The sequence below is a fragment of the Bacteroidales bacterium genome (genome assembly GCA_022647615.1).
Lineage (GTDB): Bacteria > Bacteroidota > Bacteroidia > Bacteroidales > UBA932 > Egerieousia.
Window position 1 is genome coordinate 1,723,773 of record JALCKZ010000001.1, and the last position, 24,877, is coordinate 1,748,649.

Below are 24,877 nucleotides of genomic sequence, written 5' to 3' on the forward strand. Positions count from 1 at the left end.
GCCACGGAGAGGCACGCGCCTCCGGCGCGGCTACGCGGCTTCGCCGCTCCGCTTGAGATTTTCATTGCGGGCCTGCGGCCGTATAGATTATTTACTTAGAGTTTTACCTTAACGATTTTGCCAATGAGGGCGGGGTTATACGTAGATTCTATGCGTATGTAATTTCCTGTGTATCCGGACATTTTACCGTTTTTTTCAGCCGCTTCAAACAGAACTTCCTGCTCGGTGCCTTTGAAGCGTTTTATGTAATCTGCATGAAGTTTATCTGATAGTTTTTCCAGGGCGGCTACGCGGTTGGTCTTGACTATTTCAGGAACTTGGTCAGGCATGGAATCGGCTATTGTTCCGCTTCTGCGGGAGTAGGGGAAAATATGCAAAAATGCTGGCTTTATTTCTTCAGATAGAAAGTTATATGTCTGCATGAATTCCTCTTCAGTTTCGCCTGGAAAACCGGCAATTACGTCAATTCCAAAGAAGACATCTCCCATCTTATTTCTGATGTAGGCAATTTTTTCCGCAAACATCTTTGTATTGTAACGCCGTTTCATTCTTGCAAGGACTGCATCACATCCGCTTTGCAGTGGAATGTGAAAGTGATTTTGAAATTTTGTTCCGCTTGCTATCCAGTCTATTATGTTGGGGCGCAGCAGGTTGGGTTCAATTGAGGAGATTCTGTAACGTTCTATTCCATCCACTGCATTCAGACTTTTAAGGAGCTGCAGAAAGTAATCTGGTGCTGTTGTTGAAATGTTATCTGCCGTTCCGGAACATTGAGTTTTTTTCATGTCCCGCCCGTAATCTCCTATGTTTACGCCGGTTAGGACAATCTCTTTAACTCCCTCCGCCGCCAGGGTTCTGGCCTGTTCAACTGCAATTTCTGCAGGTACGCTGCGGCTGTGTCCGCGGGCAAGAGGAACGGTGCAGTAGGTGCAATAGTAATCGCAGCCGTCCTGAACCTTTAAGAATGAGCGAGTCCTCTCACCATAGGAGTATGCCGGGAAGATGCTTGCTGTCTTGAGTATGTCAGAGGAATATATAAAGGCATGCTCTGCAACTGGCTTGTTGCCAGACTCTGTGACTGGCCTGCTGTTAGATTGAGCTATTGGCTTGTTGGCTGCTTGCGCTGTGGTCGCTGATTTTAGCAACATCTTCTCTGCAAATTGGAAAATCTCTCCTTTGTGCTCCTGTCCTATGACAGCGGAAACTCCCTCAATTTTAGATACTTCTTCCGGCTTGAGCTGGGAATAGCAGCCTGTCACAATTATTGGCGCCGCAAGGTTTTGCTTGTGCATCTTGCGTATGGACTGCCTGCATTTTTTATCTGAATGCTCTGTTACGGAGCACGTGTTTACAATATAAATATCTGCGGACTCATTGTGTTCAACCTCTGTAAAACCGTGTTTTTTAAACTCTTGTGCAATTGCGGAAGATTCTGCAAAATTTAATTTGCAGCCAAGTGTTAGTATCGCGACAGTTTTATTTTTATTCAGAGTTGTCATATTGTGCAGAGAGGAATTGCCGTAAGAATTTATTTATTTGTTTTATTTCTTGTGTAATTTGCAGTTACGCTGGAGGCGTACAACTTTCCTCCAAGTGGTGGATTTAGCTTATCTACAGTTAATTCAGCCTTTTCTATTTGCGGATATCTTGATGCAATAGAATCAATGATTCTTTTGCATACGTTCTCCAAAAGTTTGGAAGGCTTGCCCATTTCATCTTTAACAACTTTGTACAACCCTTGATAATCAAGCGCGTCTGATATTTTATCCGTAGAGGCAGCCTTCCTGAAATCACCCTCCACTTTTAGATTCACAAGAAATTTATTGCCAATCATCTGTTCTTCATCAAAACAGCCATGATGTGCAAAGAACTCCATGTCAACGAGTTCTATCCTGTAGGTGTTGTCAGAACTAATTTTTTTCATGTTTGTAGGTTTAGTAATGTTTGTTTAGTAGTGCAGAATTTTTTATCCTTGAAGTATGAACACGCACGGCCTTTTGTTAATGCGGAACTCTTTAAGTTCTTTCCACTCTGCAACGCTCTTGGTTTTTATATAAGCTGTCGGGAGTGAAATATCAGCTGCTATGCAAAGTCTTGTGCCACCGCTACATACGGCAAGCATATCTGCAAGCAGTGCGTCATTTCTATAAGGGGTTTCTATTATAATTTGAGTTTGCCCGGTACGTTTTGAGAGTGTTTCCAGCTCTTTTATTTTTGCACGGCGCGGTCCTTCTTTCACAGGAATGTATCCGTTGAAGGCAAAACCTTGTCCATTTAATCCGCTGGCCATCAGGGCCATCATTAATGATGAAGGTCCTGCAAACGGAACTATTTCTATCTCATTTTTTTGAGCTTCCGCTACAAGCAGATTGCCGGGGTCTGCAACGGCAGGAAGTCCGGCCTCTGAAATAATACCCACATCATTTCCATCCAGCAGCAGTTTTACATACCCTCTGGCAACCTCAGGCTCAGTATGTTCATTCAGCTCATAGAACTGCAGCCCCTCTATTTTTCCTTTTAATCCGGCTCTCGACAGATATCTGCGCGCTGTGCTAATCTCCTCAACAACAAAGTATTTCAGAGAGCACATCTTTGCAATTGCGTAGGAAGGAATAACCTCTTCTACCGGATTGTCACCAAGCGGAGAAGGTATCAGATATAATATGCCTCTTTTGTTATTCATTAAAATTCAACAATTAAACCATCATAGGCAGGCTGCACTCCGTCCGGCATTTCATGCAGCAAATCTCTGTGAGTGCCTTTGATACCTTGTTCATCATCAGCCATTTGATGTGACAGGTGCGTTATGAAACTTTGCTGTGCTCCAACTTTTGCAATCACATCAAGCGCCTCTGGCAGAGAGTAATGGGAGATATGTTTTGTCCTTCTTACTGTGTTGATTACAAATATTTTTAATTTTTTCATCTTTGTAAATTCCTCCTTCGCAATGTAATTTGCATCCGTTACATAGCAGCAATCTCCAATTCTGAAACCTAGTACCGGCAGCTTGTAATGCATTGCTCTAATGGGAGTTATATTCAAAGACTTCTCTTCTGAACGGCCGGTACGCGGGTCTTTAATATTCTTTGTAATGGTGAACGGCTTATCGCTTATTAGGTTTATTTCATATTCAGGTGAGCCGGGGTATGAGGAATCTTTTGAGAGACTTTCCAAGCTTGTTCCATCCAAAGATTTAACATGGAATGCGGCATAAGAATACTCCTTCTTTAAGCTCTCTAAAACCATTGGTTCACAATAGATTGGAAAAGCAGACTTTTGCAGGAAATTAAACGCTCTTATATCATCCAATCCTCCCGTATGGTCTTTGTGCTGGTGAGTTAAAAGAATTGCGTCAAGTTCAGAAATTCCGGCGCGCAAAGCCTGCTGGCGGAAATCCGGACCGCAATCTATCAAGATTTTAAATCCCTCATATTCAATATATGCAGAGGCTCTGAGCCTTTTGTCCTTCTCATCTGTGGAGCTGCAGACAGAGCATCTGCATCCAATCATCGGTACTCCCGATGATGTTCCAGTTCCCAAAAATGTTATTGTGTTTTTCATTTTTCAACTGTTTTTGCGGCTCTTTTTTCCGCTTCCCTCGCTGCTGCTTTTGCTTTTCTTGCCTCTATTCTCTTTGCTCTATCAGCCGCGCGCTTTGCTTTATCTTCCGCCTTTATTTTTTTGTCAAAAGCTTTTTGTTCCGGAGTCTTTTTGCGGAATAATTCTCCAAATGAATTGAAATCTTGCTGATATGCAATTCCTAGTCCCGTGCGCTGGCTTTCATCCAAATAGTTTGAGTATCTGTCTGTTGCATGCGAGAAGAAGTTCATCCTTAGTTTCCCGTTTTTGTCCAGCTTAACCTCCACATCTATATTTCCGATAACATCTCTGCCGTTGTTTCCCGTGTACGGGTCGTTTCCTATATTTCCATTTATTATAACTCTGTTGTTAAACAATTGTGTGGAAACGGCAACATCAAAGACATCCGTTGATCCCTTGTCCCCCGGATGATAATTTAATCCTAGGTCAAGAGGAATGCCCAGCTGCATGAATATATTGTTTAATTGTCCGCTCAGCATTTCAGATGCATTAGAGTAAAGTACTGTGGCGTTGGAAGATATACCTGACTGTTCATCCGGCACAAAGCCTCCGCTTACAATAAGGGAGGCAAACTGTTTTTGGACTTTATCATCTGAATTTAGTGCGCTTGAAACCTTAACTTTTGTAGTAGGGTCCAGGTCCGGAATGTCAATGTGAAATTTCATCTGAGGATCTGACAATTTTCCGCTAAGTCCAAGCTGGCATGTAACGTTTCTCATGCTGCTCACAGAGCTAGTATCTGATATCAAGGCATTTATAGAGGCTTTGGTTTTATACAGCGCAGTCAAATCCAAATCTGTGTCTTCTACGTTTCCGTTAAATGTAATATTGCCGCCCGGCTGAATTTCAAAATCCCTTGCTGCAATTCCCAGCAGTACAAAGTGATAGCTTCCGTGTTCAATGCTATAATTCCCCGTAAGATCAAAGACATCTTTCTTAGGATCCACTTCTATTCCAATTTGTCCCGTCCCGTTTGCTTTAATAATGTCTCCCGTGGACTTGTTAACTTCCAGCCATACATTTGCTTCCGGACTTACATTTAACTGCAGTTTCACAACAATTTCAGTAGGGGCGGAGACTTCCTTTGGAGCGGAGAGCTGCAATGTGTCATATGGGTCTATCTTAAAGTATTTTTTCTCTTTTACAAAAGTTAGTATGTTGGTCTTTGTTGCGCTGGAAGAGCCTGATACAGGGATATGTACAAGGGTGTTGGGCTCCGTCCTGGCATTAACATCCAGCAGAATTTTTTCAGGCGTACCGCTTATGTTTACTGTTCCGCTCGCAAAGCCGTCTCCGTAAAAATCGGGGTTGTCTTTCTCTTTAGTATTCAGGCATTGCAGATTGTCAAGGGCAATCCTGGTATTGAGCTTCAAGTTCTTAAAGTTCTTGTAAGTTACATTGCCAGAGATAGTTCCGGTATTTCCATATTGGTCTTTGAGCTGGTCATTCTTAAGGAAGACACCATTCTCGTTTATAACAAGCGGACCATTAATTGTGTATGGTACTTTTGTGTAATCAAGCACAAAATGAAAATCTTTGAAGAAACAATCTGTCCCTGTCAGAACCAGCTTATTTATAGGCCCGTATAGCCTTATATTTCCATTTATATAGCCGGATGTTTTTGTCGCGACAGATGATAAAAACGGCTCAAAATAGGTGAGCGACAAGTCATTAAGAGTGGAGTGCATATCAACATAAGAGCTGTCCGGCTTATAATATCCGTCCACCGCCAGCTTTGATGTTCCCTCTAAATCAGTCTTTAACAATATGTTATATCTCTTCTCCGGTTCTGACCATTTTCCAAGAAGCAGCATGTCTCCTACCGGAGCTCCGTAAACAGATACTGAATCTCCGCGTATCTCCGCAAACATTTTGTTTGTGTTTTTATTGAGAGAGAAGTTTGCTTTGCCTGAGAAGTAACCGTGCAGATTAAATGGCTTTTCCAAGAACAAATCCACAAAGCCTATGTCAAAATTATTTAGCTTAATTCCCAATGAATCAGGGATTTGTTTAGATAAAGTTCCGTTTGCCGTAAAGTTTTGCCTCTTATTATTAATCTGCAGATTATTTACAACAATTAAACTGTCAGAGTATAAAACTGAGGCTGGGGTAAAGTTCCATTTTTCTCCTTTTAGCGATACATCAGATGGCTTGATTGCAAAATTAACAGGTGACATTAATCTTCTGTTGCGGCCGTTCACCATCAGCACGGTATCCTTTAGGAAGGAAACCAGAGTGTTCATGTGGGTGTTGTTAGTGCCGGTGGAATCATTTCTGAATCTGACAGATACATCCATCAGATTATTGCGCCCCGTAGATACAATCATAGCGCTGTCTACTTTGAATCCCTGCACGCGCGCATCTTGGCTAAACAATCTAGCATACATTAATGAATCCTGGTCTGTAACATACACTCTTACCTTCCTTAAGTAATCTTGTTTATATGCAACTCTGCCGCTCCTAACAATAAGTCTGTAATGATCTTCCGGCGTCACTCTCATTCTAAGATATGTGCTGTCCTGGATGTAAAGTCCGGGTGCCACCAATGCAAAAATACCCTGTGTGTTAAATGTTTGCAGAATCAAGTTATAGTCAGAACCCTTCTCCCCGGTAGTAGAGTAACCGTGCTCTCTCAAGTACCTGTCGCTCTTATACCCAAGCAGATTTGAGAAGTTCTTGTAAATAATTAATGACTTGATTTTCCCTATGAAATCTGTAACCTTTCCCGTTCCTTCATATTCTCCCTTTGCAAAATTTGAGGTAAAATCTATTACGTATTTATCCGCTTCAAATTTGGATATGGCTTTTACCGGGCCAATTTCATAATCTCCTGAACTGTTTGTATATGAAGCGTTATCTACATTCAAATATCCAAATACATCATTCTTTGGAGACTGAGTGAAGTCTGCCTGCAGAGATGTGCTAAGCACGGAAATACTATCACGTTTATCCAGATGAATGGCAGCCAAATCTGCATAAGGAATATTTGCGTAGAAGTTGTATTTGTGTGTAGTGTTGGACTTTAGAGAGATGAAACCCTGGAACAACATATCCAGATTTGGGTCATGGCATATTACCTTTCCATCAAAACTCTCATTTTGGTATTTGCCTTTTGCAAAAATATTGGAGTATGCATATCCCTTGTATACCAGTTTGTTAACCTTCACGCTATCCATCGCGACAGAGACTCCTCCCTTGCCGCCGGTATTAACTTTCATCACTGCCTTTGCAGTAACAGAGCCAAGCAACCTGTTTCCGGTCATGGCGCCAAGGTCAAAATTTTGAGAATCTACGTAGCCTTCTACTTGAGTTCCTCCTCCTGCGGCCTCTCCTCTTTTAATTCTGGTACTCAGCCAGATAACTCCAATCGCAGAGGATAACTCACCCTGCGCAAACAGATTGTCGAATTTTCCGCTGACGTTTCCGCTAAAGTTATATTTTGTGAACGGAGTAAGGTTTTGCAGGAAGGCGATTTTTTGAGAATTATCAATAGAAGCAATTACTTCCGCAAGGTCGCTTCCGGTTGTGGTGCAGCTATTTACATCTCCAGATATAACCGTGTTACCTGCATCCGGCAGACCGTCTACCCTTACATTTCCTATAGACAAAAATGTTTGACCGCTTTTGGAAGAGACAATAAGCTTGTTGCTTCTTAAATGTCTTACGGTGCCCCTTACTTCTCCCGACAGATACATGGCGAGAGAGCTTCCAACCATAGCCGGCGCAATGCTTCCTATTGTTTTAAAGTCCAAGAAACTTTGCCTGAATCTTGCCCCAAGAACCACTGAATCAGTAAAATATTTAAAAGTGTGTGCATTGCTGTATCCCATTGAGAAATAGTCAGCTATAAGTTTTGACTTTCCTCTTCCAAGCCCTGCCCTTACGTTTTTTATCATTGTAAGCTTTGGACCTACGGTGACTTTTCCGGTAAAATAATTTATTCCAAATCCGCTTTTATCGGTACCGCTGATGTTCAGGATATTGGCATCTAGAGTGCTGTTTTTATACTTTATATTTTTTGCCTTAACGTTAATGCCTTTGAGCTGCAAGTCTGCAAAATCTGCAACATCCGGCCTTTTGCTCTTAAAGTCCCATCTGTAAGGGGAATTAAGATTAAATCTGAAATCCTTGACAGTTAGAGATTTAAGTTTAAAAGAGGGATTGCTTGTACTGGTTTTTCCGGTGGACGGGAAAATTCTGTCGAGATTATTAGTGTTCTCAGTCTCATCCTGCAAATTGAAGACTCCACCCTCTACCTTAATTGAGCGGATACTTATATTCTTTGTTAGCAGGCCTGATAATTTGAAGGTTACCACAACATCATTAGCGGCAACCAATGTATCCGACTGGTGAAAATTTTTCTTGAGGGAGTCCAAAAGGGGAGTTCTGTCCGTTGAGACAATAGAGAAATTTTTTGCAAGAACCTTGTTGAAAAAGACGATGTAAACCTTATCTACGTTTACTTTTCCGTGAATGTCTTTTGTAAGCGACTTTACAATTTTATGTGCTGTCCATGTCTGGACCGCCGGAATCTGCAGCAGGATATAGGCCATAATTTGCAGAGACACAAGGCCCACAATTACCCAGCCAATGATATGTAAAGCGCGGCGCATCCTCTAATTGCTTAATTTTTAATCTTAAAGGACAAATTTAATCAAAAAACTGAGTAGATTTGCACACACAATTAAAGTATGAGCAATATAATTTTAGGAATAGAATCTTCTTGCGATGATACTTCCGCAGCTGTTATCAGGGACGAGTATCTGCTTTCCAGCGTGATTGCAAGTCAGGAAGTTCATAGAAAATATGGTGGCGTGATTCCTGAGCTTGCGTCAAGAGCGCACCAATTAAACATTGTACCTGTTGTTGACCAGGCACTTAAGCAGGCCGGAGTTACAATGGAGGATGTAGATGCCATAGCATTTACGCGCGGCCCTGGACTGCTTGGCTCTCTGCTTGTAGGCGTTTCATTTGCAAAAGGTCTGGCTCTTTCCGCAGGTAAGCCGCTTGTAGAAGTAAATCATTTACAAGGACATATACTTTCCTGCTTCTTAAAAGAAGAGGGGAAGGAGAAACAATATCCGCACTTTCCTTTTTTGGCTTTGCTGGTTTCCGGCGGTCATACGCAGATTGTTATAGTTAAGGATTATCTTGATTTTGAGATTATTGGACAGACAATTGATGACGCCGTGGGAGAGGCATTTGATAAGTGCTCAAAGATGATGGGACTTGGGTATCCCGGCGGTCCTATCATAGATAAGCTTGCAAAAGAGGGAGATGAGAATAAATTTAAATTCACCCTTCCAAATGTTGGCGGGCTGGATTACAGTTTCAGCGGAATTAAAACATCATTGCTATATTTCTTGCGTGACCAATTGAAAGAAAATGAGCATTTTATAGAGGAGAACAAAGCGGATATCTGCGCAAGTTTCCAGAAAGCGCTGATAGACATATTGATGAAGAAACTTTTGCTTGCCGTAAAGCAGACCGGAATAACACAGGTATCCATCGGAGGCGGCGTCTCTGCAAATTCGGGACTGCGCAATCGTATTATAAATGAAGGCATTAAAAGGCATTGGACTACATTTGTCCCAGAGTTCAAATTCACAACGGACAATGCAGCAATGATTGCCATAACCGGACTTTATAAATTCCGCAAAGGGGAGACCTGCAGCATTGATGTTGCTCCAATATCCAGAGCATCACAGATGAAATAAATTCGTGCGGTCACTTGCGCTGATTGTTAAACATTCTAATTATTAAGTAATTATATTTATGAGAGAAGTAGAAGTATCTTTTGAGGCGCGTGAAAATCCCTCCAGAGAGCAGATAATTAATAAGTGCGCAAGACAATGCGGCGTGCAGGAGAAAAATATTTCTTACTTTGAAGTTTTGCGAAAGTCTTTGGATGCCAGAGGCGGTGGCATCCTTGCAAAGTACAGAGTACAAGTTGCTGTAAAAGGGGAGCAAATTCCTGAGCCATTTAAAATTCAGCCTTATTTGGATTGTTCTAATGGTGAGAATGTTATAATAATCGGTGCGGGACCGGCAGGATTATTTGCCGCGTTAACGTTGCTCCAGCTTGGCAAGAAACCTGTGATTTTAGAGAGGGGAAAAGATGTTCACTCCCGCAAATTTGATACTGCAAAACTCTCTAGAGAGCAGATAGTTAATCCAAATTCAAATTATTGTTTTGGGGAGGGCGGTGCCGGAACTTTCTCTGACGGAAAGCTTTATACTCGCTCCACTAAAAAAGGCGACATCCGCGAGGTGTTGTATCAGTTTGTGAAATTTGGTGCAGACCCTTCCATTCTTATTGATGCTCACCCTCATATAGGCAGCGATAAACTTCCGGCAATAATAGAGGCAATGCGCAATTGCATAATTGAACACGGCGGTGAAGTCCATTTTAATTCCAAAGTTTCTGATTTGCAGCAAGTTAAAGTTGAAAACAATGTCCAATGGAGAGTAATCTGCCAGGATGCTGAATATGTTGCAACTTCTGTAATACTCGCGACAGGTCATTCAGCAAGGGACATCTATCAATTGTTTTACGATAAAAAATGGGATTTGCAGGCAAAAGGATTCGCACTTGGAGTGCGTGCGGAACATCCTCAGTCTCTGATAAATAACATTCAGTATCACAAAAAATGGCAGCCTTATTTGCCCGCTGCAGAATACTATTTGGTAACTCAGGTAGAGAACAGGGGAGTATTCTCTTTTTGCATGTGCCCCGGAGGAATTCTTGTGCCCGCCGCAACTGAACCTGGAGAGGTAGTTCTTAACGGGATGAGCAACTCCATGCGTAATTCCAAGTGGGCCAATGCAGGTATTGTCACATCTGTTGAACCTGAGGATTTACCTGATTTTGAGGAATTTGGAGCGCTTAAAGTTTTAAAGTTCCAGCAGTCTGTGGAGAGAAAAATATACTCTCTTAACGGCGGAACACTCAAGGCTCCTGCACAAAGAATGGATGATTTTGTGCGCGGAAAACTTTCCGCAACTCTTCCTGCAACTTCTTATGTGCCCGGTGCTTACAGCGCAATGTTAAATGAAGTCCTGCCCGATTTTGTAGCACGCAGGCTGCAGAAAGCATTCCCGGAATTTGACAAAAAAATGAGAGGCTATTACACCTCTCAATCTTTATTGCTTGCAGTTGAATCCAGAACTTCATCTCCAGTTAGAATTCCCAGAGATCCTGAGACTCTGCAACATATCACGCTCAAAAACTTATATCCGTGCGGTGAGGGAGCCGGTTACTCCGGTGGTATTGTCTCATCCGCAATTGACGGTATCAATGTTGCCAGAAAGATATAAATCAATTTGCCTGGCCGCTGCGTTGCATGCTCTTCTCTTTTTGCGTTGCAAATTCCTGCTAAATATTAATGGCAGCCGCTGCAACCCTCGCATCCGCCGTCTCCGCAATCTCCTCCGCAAGAATGCTGAGCTTTCTCATTGAATAATCCGTCAGTAAGCTCTTTTTCAGTAGCTTCCCTGATATTTTCAACTTTGCCTTTAAAGTTCAAATCTGCTCCGGCAAGAGGATGGTTGAAGTCCATGACAACAACTTTTTCCAAAGGCTTTACATCCTTAACTACGCCGTTAAGTCTGTTACCTTCACTGTCTTGCATAGGAAGCATATTGCCGATAGTAAGAAGACCTTCCTCAACTTTTCCGTCTCTTTCAAAGAGATTCATTGGAAGATTTACTACGGCAGCCGGATTTACCTCTCCGTAAGCGTCTTTTGCAACAAGTTGAAATTCAAACAAATCTCCCTCTTTCTTGCCAAGAATCTGCTCTTCAAATTTTGGAAGAAGCATTCCTGAGCCAAATATAAATTTTAAAGGGCTCTCTGCCTTTACTGTCTCAATCTCTTTACCGTTAACCGTAAGCGTGTAGGTCAGAGATACAACTTTTTTATTTCCGATTTCCATATTGTACTTTTTATTGATTTTTAAAATGCTGTTAATTTGCAGCGCTGCAATAATTGCGCTGCGGGGGTTGCAAAGATATTTATATTATTTTACTTTCTTATCCATCGCGACAGATATTTTTGCCGCCTCTGCAGCAGCCTCTTTTGCATCCCTCTCCGCAATGCTTATGCCGCAATGCCACTTTCATCAAAGGCTTGTTGTGTTTGAAAATTCTAAAACCGATTGCTGCGCAAAGAATTGACATTATGGGAGATATCAGATTAAAGAAACAATAGGGCGCATATACAAGCGTTGGCACTCCAAGTACGCTGGACTGCATGACGCCGCATGTATTCCAAGGCACAAGCACAGATGTAACTGTGGCGGAATCCTCCAGGGAGCGGCTCAGCAGCCTACCTTCATATCCTTTCTCCTCATATAATTTTTTGAGCATTTTACCCGGGACAATAATTGCCATATACTGATCAGCCAGTGTAATGTTGCAGAATATGCATGTTCCAATTGTGGTGGAGACAAGACTTACTGTATTCTTCATCAGCACTTCCATCTTTTCCGTAATTTTCTTTATGAATCCCGCAGCTTCCATTATTCCTCCGAATGCCGTGACACATAGAATAATCCAGATTGTATTAAGCATTCCTGCAATTCCGTTTGTAGAGGCAAGTTTTGTGAGCATATCGTTTCCTGCAGCTATGTCCACGTGGCTTGATATAACTTTTACGGGTACGTAAAAATATGTTTTCCAGTCATTTAAAGCAAACGGGGATATCTGAGCCGTTATTTGCGGCTGGACAAAACAGGCAATAACCGCTGCAAGCACTGCAGATAAAAATAGTGTCAGAAAAGGGGATACTTTCTTTATAATCAGGAATATAGTAAAGAACGGAATAAGCAGCAGCCAAGGAGAAATATGGTATGTTCCTTTGATTGCTGCAAGTTGTGAGGCTACATCTATATTGGAATTTGCGTGTATCGTAAAACCCGCAATTGTAAAAATTGCCGCAGTAATTATAATTGCCGGTATGTTTGTGACCAGCATGTATTTAACGTGGTCATACAATCTTGCGCCTGAAATGCTTGAGGCAAGATTTGTTGTATCGGATAATGGGGAGACTTTATCTCCAAAATATGCTCCGGAAATAATGGCGCCTGCAAGCCAGCCGGAATGGAAACCCAGAACATGGCCTGCGCTTATCATTGCAACTCCAATGGTACCAACTGTGGTCCAGGAACTTCCAATCATCAACGATATTACCGCAGTGAATACAAAAATAACTATCAAGAATACGGAAGGATTAATTAATTCCAATCCATAATAGACAAGAGAGGGGACAACGCCGCTTTGTATCCAGGATGCAGTTAGCGCTCCAATCATCAGCAAAATAAAAATTGCAACTCCTGCATTGCTCAGATTTTCAAGCATTCCCTGTTCCAGCTTTTCCCATGGAACTTTCAGTTTCATCATGGCAATCAGCGCACCGGTGACGGCGGCGGAAACAAGTGCTATCTGCGCAGGTCCTGATGTGATTTCACCTTTATACACAAAGATGCTTACAATTATTATAGCAACAAGTACAATAACTGGAATGAACGAGAGAAAGAGGCCGGGCTTCTTCATTTTATCTATTTTTTAAGCAACATGATTTCATCTGCGCGCAACGTACCGGCTGTTAAACCGTCCATCCTCATCACAAAATCTCCCATTCTGTCCTGATGGTGATCATATAATTTAACCCACTGGTTTTCACCATCATTGCTAACTTTTTTATTCTCTCCGACAGCCCATTTGTACACCTCGTAGTCTCCCTCCGGCACATCTTTAATTTTGTATTTGACTGATGCTCCGTCTTCTGATGCCTGCAGGAATCCGTCGCCAAAGAACAAATATTTATAGTCGCAAATTTTGTCCATGCCTTTGCCGCTGTCAGGCTCTCCGGCCATAATTCTGTCGGGATTAGCAATGCCAAGATAATCTCCTATGGCCCAGACTGTTTTAATGCCAAGCTCTTTTAAATTTTCTGGCGTTACCCAATCTCCCTCCTCATTTTTGTTGTAGAAAGTGTAAGGAGTTTCATAGGTTAGCGCTATAGTTTTTTCTTTAAAATTATCCCAGAAAAATCCCTCTAAGTACTTGGAATTCATATTGGAAAAGCTCAGGCAGTTCTTGTCAAAATATTTATTTCCGTAAATGTTAAGAGCTGCAAACAGCATTAAATCTTTATAGTACTCCGGGGAAGTTGTCTCCGCAGTATGTACCCAGAAGGTCACGTGGTCTGCAACCTGTGAGTGAAAATTCAGAAACATTGCAAGAGGATTATCTCCGTAAGTTGTTGTGGTTATGAACTTTTTGATGTTCTTGACTTCCGGCTCAGTAAGGGAATCCGGCTGTCCGTAATTGACTTCCAAGTTTACTCCGCTGGATGAGCAGCGTGAATATCCGCGGGCAACTCCGTCGGGATTTGCAAACGGAAGGATATAGAAAATTGCATGATTTCTCAGTTCCCTTGCGTAAGCGCTGGAGCCTGTAAGATAGTCAATTATGCCATCCAAATTCCAGCTGGAAGGGGACTCGCTGGGGTGGATTCTTCCGTGCATGTAGATTCTTGCCTTTCCTTTATCAGGAATATAAGTGTTGGTAATCATTATGGTGTTCATCTCTCTCCCTTCCCTGCTTTTTCCCATGGAATAAATTGCAACGCCCATTTTATATTTCCAATCTTCCATCCTATCTTTCAGATACTTATTAGTATACGGAATATAGTAAGCGACGTATGCGGAATCCCGGTCGTAAGTCTTTGTTGTTACATCTGTTTTAGGGGCCTCTTCTTTTGAATATCGCTGCCAATCTTTGCCGTTGTAGCTGTAGAACGGTGCGCGGGAATCTGTATCAAACATATTGATTGTCAATGACTTTCCCTTAACTCCCGTCATCAGAAAATAGTACCATCTGCTGCTTGGATCCAGCGTGCTGTCAACGGGATTAACGGGGTCTTTGCGGCTGGTTATATTGTATGTAAAATGTTGTATGGAATCTCCTGTAGATGTGACCGTTGTGTCAACAGATATAAATTTTATTTCAGCTACCGCTCCGCTTTCAAAGTTGTCAAAGAATTGAATTTTATCTGAGATTTTTGCATAAACAGTACTGTCCTTTGCAGCAACCGGTAAATTTTGAGAATATGCGGAAGTCAAAGAAATAACAGATAATGAGCAAATTGCAGTTATGATTACTATGAGTTTCTTCATGATTTAACACTCCTTTTGTTTAGGCGCTTTTGGTTTTTTGGGTTTTGGATTTTCAACAGAGTATGCAAATAATGCATAATCACCTTTGCACGGGTCGCCCGGAAATGCCTGTGCGCAAAAATCGGTAATTTCTTTTGCTGTCCTGTAATCAGATGGTTTTCTGTCTGTTATTCCAAGGTCTAGCGCTGTATCATGCACGTGGACATCCAGTGGAATAATCAGGTCTGCCGGAGAGATTGTCTTCCACAAGCCAAAATCTACCACTCCGTCATTGCGTACCATCCACCTGCGGAACATGTGGATTTTTTTATTTGGCATTTTTAAATCGCTCTTCTGTCCAAAAATCTGAACTCTCATTTGGTCGGGTGTAAGTGGCTCAAGGCTTTGATGTTCACTATAATACTTGCGCAAATTTCCGCATATCATTGCAAATTCGCTCCACTTAACCGTGCGGTGCAAACTTTTGTCTTCATCCCTGTATTTGCCGGCCATTATATATTCGTATGGTTTCCAGTGCATTTCATCCATTGCACGTCCCGTATCCCTCAGTATCATGGCTCTTCTGCCCCATGCAAGATGCGCCGCAATAATTCCTGCAATCTCAATATCCTGCAGCTGAACTTTATAACTGTCGGGGACAGGAAAATTTTCCTCCGGCTGCAACCCTTTGTACATCAGATAGAAATGGCGCGGGAAAATAACTGGGTCTTTGCCGCGGAAATGGCTGATTGTGTCATATTCGCACCCCAGCCTGGCAATGGTTTTTATAATTTCAGATCTCTCCATTGCAGGCAAATTTACACAAAAAAAGAGGCACATCACTGCGCCTCTTAAATCTTTGTTAAACCAAGAAATTATTTCTGATTGTATTTCTTGTATCTGCTGTAGAACTTATCTACACGTCCGGCTGTATCTACAAGCTTCATCTTACCAGTAAAGAATGGGTGAGAAGAGCTGGAGATCTCTACCTTTACCAAAGGGTAGGTCTGGCCGTCTATATCAATTGTCTCTTTGGTTGCCTCACAACTTCTTGTGATAAACACCTGATCATTAGACATATCCTTGAAAGCTACAAGTCGGTAGGTTTCGGGATGAATTCCTTTTTTCATATCTCTTTAATTTTATTGGAGCGCAAATGTACAATTATTTTGCTTTTAAACAAAAAAACGTAATCTTTTTAGCTCCCGACAGTTCACTATTTCCCTAGTAATTACTTAATTCTGAACAGAGGCTCATCTTCATACAGCAGCATTTTCTTGGTTTTCTTTATCCATTTCTGCTCCTCTGTCTTAATATGTTCCTTTAAGTCATTCCAATCTCCGCCGCCCTGTACAAAATCTATAAGCTCCTTATCTCCAAGCAATAGCTCTATTGCAGTTTTGTCATTTCCCGCCTCGTATTTCCCGGGACGGAACTTGAAGCCCGGGCAGTTGTCTTTTACAAATCTCATTATGCGCAAATTGTGCAACAGCGCATTGTATTGATTTTTAGGATTAAGCAGCAGCTGAAAGCCATAGCAGCACTCATTAGCAAACTTGTGGAATGTTGGAATAAACTTAAGCCAGCGCATGTAAGCACCCTCATCTGCAATTGGATTTTTGGAATCATTCCAGTTTGCATAATTGTGCTCTTTGTTGAAATTCAGCAAGTTCTCCATGAATGGCGCTCCAAAAATCTCAAACGGCCTGGTGGTTCCGCGCCCTTCGCTCACATTTGTCCCTTCCCAAAGGCATTGGCCGGAATAAAATGTGGCTGTGAAAAAGCCGGGGAAGTTTGGAGACGGAGGAATGCTCCATGGCATCAGTTCTTTGTTAACTGCTGATGCTCTGTAAGATATAATATGCAAAGGGAATTTTGCCCCAATCTTGCAGTATAGATAGTAAGCTAGTTCTCCAATTGTAAGTCCGTGACGGTGAGGTATTCCCTCAATTCCAATAAAAGAACGGTAACCCGCCCTTAATGCGGTCCCTTCTACTTGCCTTCCTGCAGGATTTGCCCTGTCTATAACATAAACGGTTAGCTGGATATTGTTGTCTTTTAGAACGTTAAACAAGTTATAAATTGTGCTTGGATAGGTGAAATAGCGGCATCCGGCATCTTGAAGTTCAATTACAAGCGCGTCCAAATCTGTTAGCTTATCTGCTTGTGCGGAGAGAGAATCCTCATTGTTCCCGTATAGGGAAACAAATTCCACATCCTTGAGTTCCAGATTTTTATAGACTTCTGTTTCATCCATCTTTACTTGGTCCTGAAGCTCTCCAAACAGGCCGTGTTCAGGGGTAAAGACTCTCTTTAAGACACCTCTTATTGCTAATGTCTCAAAGAGATATTCACCATTCTCCGGGTCCCATGCAGTTTGATTGCAAAGAACTCCCAGCTTCCCTTTGTGCAGCACCAAGTCTTCCTGCTGCAGCAATGAACTTGTTCTAAATGAAAACATATTAGTGAGAAATTGCGTTTACGTTTGCGATTATCTCTTTTGCAATTGCATCAGCTTGTTTTTTAGTAGGGGCCTCGCAGTACAAGCGTATAATTGGCTCTGTATTAGACTTTCTAAGCTGAGCCCAGCTGCGCTTCTCATCCATGTTTATTTTAACTCCGTCAATTGTGGAGATGTCATATTTTGAGTACTTCTTTGCAATTCCGGCAAGAACTTTATCTACGATTTTTGCATCGGAAATTTCTATTCTGTTCTTGGATATGAAGTACTGCGGATAAGTTGCACGTAGCTGAGTCATCTTAATCTTCTTATGAGCAAGGTTGCTCAGGAATAATGCTACGCCCATATAAGCATCTCTGCCGCAATGTAATGCAGGGAAGATGACTCCTCCGTTCCCTTCTCCTCCAATAACGGCGCCAACCTTATGCATCATTGTAGTTACGTTAACTTCTCCAACCGGAGCGGGATAATATTTCTCTCCGCAAGCCTCAGTGACATCTCTTAAAGCCCTTGTGGATGACATGTTTGAGACGGTAGGCCCTTTCTTCTTTTCCAGAACGTAAGCCGCACAGGAGACCAAAGTATACTCTTCTCCAAACGGGGTCCCGTCTTCACACATAAATGCAAGTCGGTCAACATCAGGGTCTACGGAGATTCCAAGGTCAGCCTTCTCTTTGATTACCGTAGAGGAAAGCTGTGTAAGATTTTTTGGAAGCGGCTCCGGATTGTGCGCAAAGTTCCCTGTTGGGTTGCAGTTTAGCTCTATGCACTTAACCCCCAGTTTTTTAAGAAGCTTAGGCATTGTGACTCCGCCAACAGAATTTATGGCATCCAGGACAACTTTAAATTTTGCCTTTTTAATTGCGGCAACATCAACAAATGAATTTTTCAGCACGGCATTGATATGTGCGTCTGTAAAATCTTTATTTGTCAAGGTCCCGATAGAGTCTATTTCCGCAAAGTTAAATCTCTCTTTATCAGCTGTCTCAACAACTGCGGCACCTTCTGCTGCAGTAAGGAACTCGCCTTTGTTATTTAGGAGCTTCAAAGCATTCCATTGTTTTGGATTGTGGGAAGCGGTGAGGATAATTCCTCCGTCCGCCTTTTCCAAAATCACAGCCATCTCTGTAGTAGGGGTGGAAGCAAGACCTGCGTTGATGACATCTATTCCGCAGGAAATCAGCGTACCGCAGACTATTTGCTGTACCATTGAACCGCTAAGCCTGGCGTCTCTTCCAACAACAACTTTAAGTCTCTTTTTCTTTGGAAATTTTTTTCTTAGTTCCGCGCAATAGGCTGCAGAAAATTTTACAATATCTACAGGAGTAAGAGAATCTCCAACTTTTCCTCCTATCGTCCCCCTAATGCCGGATATTGATTTTATTAATGTCATTTGTTTACTCCTTTTATTTAATGAAAAATCATTCCGTCGCACAGGCGGAATGATTTAAAATATTTTTGCCTATGCTTAAACTGCTGGTGGCAGGCACAAGAAAGTTGCTGCAAATGAAAGAATTGCATACAACTCAGGGAATACTGCAAGAATCATTGTCTTGCCAAATACATCCTGTCCGTTGCTCATCTCGTTAACACCGTTTGAGCAAATAGCAGCCTGTCTGATAGCTGAAAGATAGCCTACAAGTCCAAGGCCAAGTCCTGCAGCCAATACTGCGCCGCCCATGTTAATTGTGAAGTTAGCCATTAGCGGGCCGGTATAAGCCTTTATTCTATTGTACATTAGAAAGAAACCTGCGAACCCGTAAAGACCCTGTGTAGCAGGAAGAGCGGAAAGAATCATTGCCTTTCCAAACATATCAGGATTTTTCTTAAGACCTGCAATAGTGCAATTTCCTGCCATTACAACTCCAACAGCACTTCCCATGCCGGAACCTGCAAGCATGATGCCCAGTCCGACGTAAGCTAATATTAATGCTAGATTTACCATAATTTGTTATTATTTAATTAATTATCTTTTCTTTTTTGTCCCGACAGATTATCTGTCGCGATACTATTTTTTAATTTTTGCAAGAGGCTTGTATTCTCTTCCGCCTCCTTCAAATCCTACATTTTTATAAAATTCTACAAACGTCAAACGCATTGGATGTACGAATGCTCCAAGGCAGCATAGCAGCAGAACAAAAGTGTGGCACGCAATTAAGAAAATTGCAGCAATTACGGGTCCCGCATAAGGCACTGTACCTAGTTGAGAACCAACAGAATTCACAACAAATCCAAGACATCCTCCGGAAGTTCCAAGTCCAAACAAACGGATGTATGAAAGCGTGTCTCCAAATACTCCGGTTATATCGTAAAATGCATAAAGGCCAGAACCGAATCTTGCAAGCGGATTCTTGCTGTTTGATGTGAACAGGAAAATTAAAACAGCTCCTGCAAGTCCAATCCACTTAAACCAGGAAGGCAGTCCGAAGTGAGAAACTGAATTTGCGTAAGCAACTGCACACCAAATAATTAAAAGAATCCATCCTATTATAGGAAGGGCAGGCACAATTCCTTTCTCTTTGATTGTAAAGATTGCGCTTAAAATTCTGGCGAATACAATTTGAACCAAACCAAAGATTATTGCAAACCAGAACATCTGCATATCGTCAAACAAAAAGTTTCCGTATGCGGTTCCTTTGATGAAAGAGAAATCTTTAAGGCTCAATCCAAAAGCAACGCCGTTAACCGCAGGCATAATAATGGAACCAATTCCAAGACAGATAATTAGCTTGCCAATGGATTTAATCATTCCTTGTGTCTTGAGCGTTACAAAGATTCCTGCAATAAGAATCACAAACCGTAACCCATATCGCCAAGGCAGAAACCAAAGAACAGCATGTAGAAAATTGCAAAATAAGGCGTAAGGTCATGCTCCCCATAATTTGGTGGCATGTACATTCCGCTGATTGGCTCAAACAGTTTGTTAAACCAGTTGTTTTTGAGTGCAATAGGGGGATTATCCTCCACTTTTGCCTTTTCCTTGAGATAATATACTCCCTCTGAATTTTGATTGAAATAATTATCTATTTTGCCGTCATCTTCCGTAGGTGCAAATCCCTCAAATACTTGCAAAGTGTCCTCTGCCGTTTTGCGGGAGCTTTCTCCTGCAAGATACAAATCGGCCTTCTCCTCCAAAGTTTTTTGAGCTCTCTCTAGAACGGGGATATTAGAGGTCATATCAATAAGTATTTTCTTATTCCTCTCAATATCTTTATTGTATCTTTCTATTGCCTCTTTTGCCAGATTTACAGATGTTTCCGGGAATTTTGCTTCCGGCGTGGAAAGTTTTATCTCCTCTCCTTTTGCTGCAAGAAGAACAAAATAAACTTTGCCGCGGTCATGGTTAAGAACCTGCATTGGGTACTTGGCTGCAAGCGACGCATCAAACTTTTTTTCTGATACGGAGTAAAAATGAGGAGTGTAGCCTAAATCTCTTATTTTGGTAAGATTATCCGGACTAAAGTTTCCCCATGGCGCAGACTCAATTACTTGACCTTTTGCAGTTGCAAGTTGCGCAGCCAGTTGTTTTTTCTCCTCAAAAGCAATTGAAACATACTCAATTGCGGCCTCATCCGCTATTGAGTCATACTCAACTGTAGTTCCGTCATCTGAGAATTGTACATTCTCCGATGCGTTTTGAACATCAAGTTTTATATTCTCTTTTTGGGCATCCTTTTTTACAATGTTCAAATCTCTTATCAGAGTTTTGCACTTTGCAATTTTCTCAAAAAGTTCTCTGGATGTATCATCAATAGGGCGGTTCTTGCGCGTAATATCCACTATGCCAAGTTCTTGAAGCCCATTCAGGAATTCCTCAACATCTTTGTGAAAAATCACAAAGGAGTATTTAGTCATCTTCTTAATCATCTCACGCTGTCATCAATCTCAGATGCCTCCACATTGTTAAGATCTTCTTTTTCACCTAAATCATTTAGCTGCTCCTCTTCTTCCTCCAGCACGTGTCTCTCTTTTACAATTTTTTGAGAAGCTTTGGATAAGTTCTCCTCATCCTCCATGTACCTCTTGATTTTTCTTATTGCCTCTTGATAACCAGGTATTTGTACCTTCTCATACAAGTTTACTTTTTGTGTGGTTTTCTTACGTGAATAGTCCAGGAGCCGCATCTTCTCTTTATAGATTTCAGACTCAATTCCTATCTGCGCAAGGTTCTGCAGAATCTCAACTCCGTCAGAATACCATAGCGGCTTTTTAAATAAGTCAAACTCTTTAACGTCGTACTCAACTTTTTCCAGCCCGGGAGTTTTTATTCCCGCAACCTTCTCTGTCTTAAGCTTTACGTCTTTCACAGAGATAAGCCCCGGTTCAAATTCGTTCCAAAGGGCGGCCAAGTAATCGTATGATTTAAGGGCTTTATCAAGGTCATCCAGCAATTTCTGGCTCTTAACTTTTGCATTCTTAACCTCCACACGCAGCGCGCTCTCCTTATTCTTAAGAGTAGGGAGCGCGTTGGTTCTAACCTTCAACTGCTTGTTAAGGTTGTTAAGCGCCGTCTTGTTATATTGAAACTTAATTGCCATAATTACTTGTTATCCAGTAATATCCTTTAGCATTACGCCTTGTCCCAATATTTATCTACAAGTTTTTGTTTTATACCTAGCTCTTCCGGCTTAAAGTATTTTTTAAACAGTTTCCATCCTGTATCCAGCATCTCATCAATTTTAATGTTGACATCTATGGATAGAAGTTTTGTAGAGTACTCTTTTGCATATTCCAGGCAGCGCAGATCATAATCGCTAAGGTCAAAACCATTTTCAAGTTTTGTCTTTGCATTTGCCGCATCTGCGTAAAGTCTTACTCCTGTGTTCATTACCTGGGCATGGTCTTCTCTTGTCTTCTTGCCTATAACTAATTGTTTTAGACGGGAAAGCGAGCGGAACGGGTCAACAATAATTTTACCTGTATCTGTATCCGTTCTTAAGAACAGCTGGCCCTCAGTGATATATCCGGTATTATCTGGGATGGCGTGAGTAATATCTCCGTCATTCAAAGTTGTTACTGCTATAATTGTAATAGAGCCGCCGTCAGGAAGTTGTACGGCTTTCTCGTAAATTTTTGCAAGGTCGGAATACAATGAGCCCGGCATGGAATCCTTGGAAGGAATCTGATCCATACGGTTGCTGACAATAGAAAGCGCATCTGCATACAATGTCATATCTGTCAGAAGCACAAGCACTTTCTGATTCTTGTCAACTGCAAAATATTCAGCTGCGGTAAGCGCCATGTCGGGAATTAGCAATCTCTCGACAGGTGGTTCTTCCGTTGTGTTTACAAAACTTATGATTTTATTAAGCGCTCCTTCATCTTCAAATTTTTGTTTGAAGTACAGATAATCATCATTGGAAAGTCCCATTCCGCCAAGGATAATCTTATCAACGTCCGCTCTTAACGCAACATCTGCCATTACCTGATTATAAGGCTGGTCCGGGTCTGCAAAGAACGGAATCTTCTGCCCTGATACAAGCGTGTTGTTAAGGTCAATTCCTGCAATACCTGTCGGGATTAATTGAGATGGCTGCCTTCTCTTATAAGGGTTGACGCTTGGACCGCCAATGTGCCTTCTCTCGCCCTCAACTTTTGGACCGCCGTCAATAGGGTCTCCGTAAGCATTGAAGAATCTGCCGCTTAGCTCCTCGCTGACATTTAGCGCGGGAGGTTCGCCAAAAAATTCTACCTCTGCATTTGTCGGAATTCCTTCCGTCCCTGCAAATACCTGAAGGGTAACTAAATCCTTCTTAATCTTTACAACTTGGGCAAGGCGTCCTGCAACCTTTGCAAGCTCGTCATTGGCAACTCCGCTTGCTTTTAGAGAAACGGTAGCCTTTGTAATAGCCTCAAGCTTAGTGTATACCTTCTGAAATGCGTTATTTGCCATTTTCTTCCAAAGTTTTATCCAGCTGCTTCAGATACTTGTTGAAATCATCGCTCTTAAATGCAGAGTAGTTCATCTGACGCATGATGTTGATTAAGTTCTTAAAGTATTCTATGCACTGTTCAAACCTGTCAAATTCAAATTGTTTGTCACAGATTTCCAGTACTTTATTCAGCATGAATTCCTGTCTTTCCAAAGAGGACTGGCAGTCAACCGCATCAAATGCATCCTGCTGAAGAATGATAAAGTCCAGAAGCTCGCTCTTCCAATATCTCATGTGATACTCCATTGGAACTCCGTCATCTCCCAAAATGTTGATTTGGTCATGAGCCTCTTTACCTCTTAGTATTATGTTCTTTGCTTTATAAACGTTCTTAACCCAGTTAGGACTTATCCTCTTGGAGAAATATTCTTCAATTTCCGGATATTCCAAATACTTTGAGTATGAGTCAATTGGGTCAATGGAAGGATATCTCTTTCCATCCGCCCTGGCCTGGCTCAGCGCATAAAAACATCTTGCGCATTTCTTTGTGGACTCAGTAACGGGCTCCTTTAAGTTACCACCTGCAGGTGAAACAGTTCCGATGAATGTGACAGAACCTGTGTTGCCGCTGTTAAGAACAACAACTCCTGCGCGTGAATAGAAGTTTGAAATAATTGAGGACAAATCAACCGGGAATGCATCTGCTCCGGGAAGTTCCTCCATTCTGTTTGACATCTCTCTTAAAGCCTGTGCCCATCTGGATGTTGAATCCGCCAATAGCAAGACTTTCAGTCCCATAGCGCGGTAATACTCTCCAATGGTCATTGCCGTATAAACGGAAGCCTCGCGGGCTGCAACGGGCATGTTAGAGGTGTTGCAGATGATAATTGTTCTTTCAATCAACTTTCTTCCTGTTCTAGTATCCACCAGTTCAGGGAATTCCGCAAATATTTCAACAACCTCATTTGCACGCTCTCCGCAGGCGGCCATTATAATGATATCAGCCTCAGCCTGTTGCGCAATTGCGTGCTGAATGACTGTTTTACCGCATCCGAAAGGTCCCGGAATGAAACCTGTACCACCTTCAGCGATAGGGTTTAACGTGTCTATTGCACGTACGCCTGTCTCCATTATTTTATAAGGACGCGGTTTCTCTTTGTATCCCTCTATTGCAACCTTAACGGGCCACCTCTGAGTCATGTCAACTTTGACTTCCTCACCCTTTTCATTGGTGAGCACAGCCATTGTATCGTGAATCTTATATTTGCCCTCAGGCGCAACGCTTTTAACTTTATATTCACCTTTAAATGAGAATGGTACCATGATTTTGTGAGGCATCCATCCCTCTTTAACTTCTCCCAGCCAGTCTGCTGCAATAACTGTGTCTCCAGGTTTTGCAATAGGTTTAAATTCCCAAATCTTTTCAGGGTCAAGAGGGGAGGTGTATTCTCCTCTCTTTAGGAAGACATCCTTCATTGTTGCAAGGTTATCCTGAAGTCCGTCATAATTACTTGACAGCAAGCCGGGTCCAAGTGTGACCTCCAACATGCGTCCCTCAAATTCTACAGGATCTCCAACTTTTAGTCCTCTTGTGCTCTCATAAACCTGAGTGGATGCCGTATTGCCGTTGACTTTGATAACCTCCGCCATCAGTTTGACACCGTCCAAATCAATGAAGCACAGCTCGTTCTGAGCAACCGGACCATCCACTTCTACGGATACCAGGTTGGATACGATTCCTGTGACTTTACCTTTTGTTTTCATCTATTGTTGTTATTTTTTTA

At 42.0% G+C, this 24,877-nt stretch carries 20 protein-coding genes; 2 read left to right on the forward strand and 18 right to left on the reverse strand.

All coding sequences use genetic code 11. The features are described from left to right. Positions 1–95: 95 nt before the first annotated feature. Genes mtaB through LKM37_07505 form a run of 5 tightly spaced genes read right to left on the reverse strand, consistent with a single transcriptional unit; the run spans position 96 to position 8,213 of the window. On the reverse strand, positions 96–1,499 hold the full coding sequence (mtaB, locus tag LKM37_07485) for a tRNA (N(6)-L-threonylcarbamoyladenosine(37)-C(2))-methylthiotransferase MtaB (protein MCI1720827.1): 1,404 nt from the start codon (positions 1,497–1,499) through the stop codon (positions 96–98). A 29-nt stretch (positions 1,500–1,528) separates the two neighbouring features. After that, a complete protein-coding gene (gene folB / locus LKM37_07490) occupies positions 1,529–1,924 on the reverse strand; it encodes a dihydroneopterin aldolase (protein ID MCI1720828.1) in 396 nt (131 codons plus the stop codon). A 42-nt stretch (positions 1,925–1,966) separates the two neighbouring features. Then, a complete protein-coding gene (locus LKM37_07495) occupies positions 1,967–2,683 on the reverse strand; it encodes an SAM-dependent methyltransferase (GenBank protein ID MCI1720829.1) in 717 nt (238 codons plus the stop codon). Then, a complete protein-coding gene (locus LKM37_07500) occupies positions 2,683–3,561 on the reverse strand; it encodes an MBL fold metallo-hydrolase (GenBank protein ID MCI1720830.1) in 879 nt (292 codons plus the stop codon). Before LKM37_07500 ends, LKM37_07495 begins: the two co-directional genes overlap by 1 nt. Then, positions 3,558–8,213: a translocation/assembly module TamB gene (locus LKM37_07505; protein MCI1720831.1), complete on the reverse strand. Its 4,656-nt coding sequence runs from the start codon at positions 8,211–8,213 to the stop codon at positions 3,558–3,560. Before LKM37_07505 ends, LKM37_07500 begins: the two co-directional genes overlap by 4 nt. Before the next feature lie 78 nt (positions 8,214–8,291). Between LKM37_07505 and tsaD the strand changes: the two genes are divergently transcribed. Continuing rightward, positions 8,292–9,317, forward strand: coding sequence for a tRNA (adenosine(37)-N6)-threonylcarbamoyltransferase complex transferase subunit TsaD (gene tsaD, locus LKM37_07510; GenBank protein MCI1720832.1), 1,026 nt, complete (start codon positions 8,292–8,294; stop codon positions 9,315–9,317). A 58-nt stretch (positions 9,318–9,375) separates the two neighbouring features. Continuing rightward, on the forward strand, positions 9,376–10,917 hold the full coding sequence (locus tag LKM37_07515) for an NAD(P)/FAD-dependent oxidoreductase (protein MCI1720833.1): 1,542 nt from the start codon (positions 9,376–9,378) through the stop codon (positions 10,915–10,917). A 65-nt stretch (positions 10,918–10,982) separates the two neighbouring features. On the opposite strand, the gene LKM37_07520 is transcribed toward LKM37_07515, so the two are convergent. The 13 genes from LKM37_07520 to LKM37_07580 form a co-directional block, all read right to left on the reverse strand. After that, positions 10,983–11,534: an FKBP-type peptidyl-prolyl cis-trans isomerase gene (locus LKM37_07520; protein MCI1720834.1), complete on the reverse strand. Its 552-nt coding sequence runs from the start codon at positions 11,532–11,534 to the stop codon at positions 10,983–10,985. 97 nt (positions 11,535–11,631) lie between these two features. Next, positions 11,632–13,152 (reverse strand): sodium:proton antiporter, encoded by a 1,521-nt coding sequence (locus LKM37_07525; GenBank protein ID MCI1720835.1) that lies wholly within the window; start codon positions 13,150–13,152, stop codon positions 11,632–11,634. A 5-nt stretch (positions 13,153–13,157) separates the two neighbouring features. After that, positions 13,158–14,780, reverse strand: a complete 1,623-nt coding sequence (locus LKM37_07530; protein MCI1720836.1) for a hypothetical protein — start codon at positions 14,778–14,780, stop codon at positions 13,158–13,160. Between the two features lie 3 nt (positions 14,781–14,783). Next, positions 14,784–15,566: a DUF2400 domain-containing protein gene (locus LKM37_07535; protein MCI1720837.1), complete on the reverse strand. Its 783-nt coding sequence runs from the start codon at positions 15,564–15,566 to the stop codon at positions 14,784–14,786. Positions 15,567–15,634: 68 nt separating this feature from the next. Further along, complete coding sequence (locus LKM37_07540) at positions 15,635–15,889, reverse strand: type B 50S ribosomal protein L31 (protein ID MCI1720838.1); 255 nt, start codon at positions 15,887–15,889, stop codon at positions 15,635–15,637. Positions 15,890–15,990: 101 nt separating this feature from the next. Continuing rightward, a complete protein-coding gene (locus LKM37_07545) occupies positions 15,991–17,220 on the reverse strand; it encodes a DUF1343 domain-containing protein (GenBank protein MCI1720839.1) in 1,230 nt (409 codons plus the stop codon). Position 17,221: 1 nt separating this feature from the next. Then, positions 17,222–18,613 carry a phosphoglucosamine mutase gene (glmM, locus tag LKM37_07550; protein ID MCI1720840.1) on the reverse strand — a complete coding sequence of 464 codons (1,392 nt, stop codon included), beginning with the start codon at positions 18,611–18,613 and terminating at the stop codon, positions 17,222–17,224. A 75-nt stretch (positions 18,614–18,688) separates the two neighbouring features. Continuing rightward, complete coding sequence (locus tag LKM37_07555) at positions 18,689–19,165, reverse strand: V-type ATP synthase subunit K (GenBank protein ID MCI1720841.1); 477 nt, start codon at positions 19,163–19,165, stop codon at positions 18,689–18,691. Between the two features lie 63 nt (positions 19,166–19,228). Next, positions 19,229–19,969: a hypothetical protein gene (locus LKM37_07560; GenBank protein ID MCI1720842.1), complete on the reverse strand. Its 741-nt coding sequence runs from the start codon at positions 19,967–19,969 to the stop codon at positions 19,229–19,231. A gap of 41 nt (positions 19,970–20,010) precedes the next feature. Beyond that, on the reverse strand, positions 20,011–21,087 hold the full coding sequence (locus tag LKM37_07565; protein MCI1720843.1) for a hypothetical protein: 1,077 nt from the start codon (positions 21,085–21,087) through the stop codon (positions 20,011–20,013). Next, positions 21,084–21,758, reverse strand: coding sequence for a V-type ATP synthase subunit D (locus tag LKM37_07570; protein ID MCI1720844.1), 675 nt, complete (start codon positions 21,756–21,758; stop codon positions 21,084–21,086). Before LKM37_07570 ends, LKM37_07565 begins: the two co-directional genes overlap by 4 nt. Positions 21,759–21,790: 32 nt before the next feature. Further along, on the reverse strand, positions 21,791–23,113 hold the full coding sequence (locus LKM37_07575) for a V-type ATP synthase subunit B (protein ID MCI1720845.1): 1,323 nt from the start codon (positions 23,111–23,113) through the stop codon (positions 21,791–21,793). Then, positions 23,103–24,857: a V-type ATP synthase subunit A gene (locus LKM37_07580; protein MCI1720846.1), complete on the reverse strand. Its 1,755-nt coding sequence runs from the start codon at positions 24,855–24,857 to the stop codon at positions 23,103–23,105. The genes LKM37_07575 and LKM37_07580 overlap by 11 nt, the downstream gene beginning before the upstream one ends. Positions 24,858–24,877: the final 20 nt, after the last annotated feature.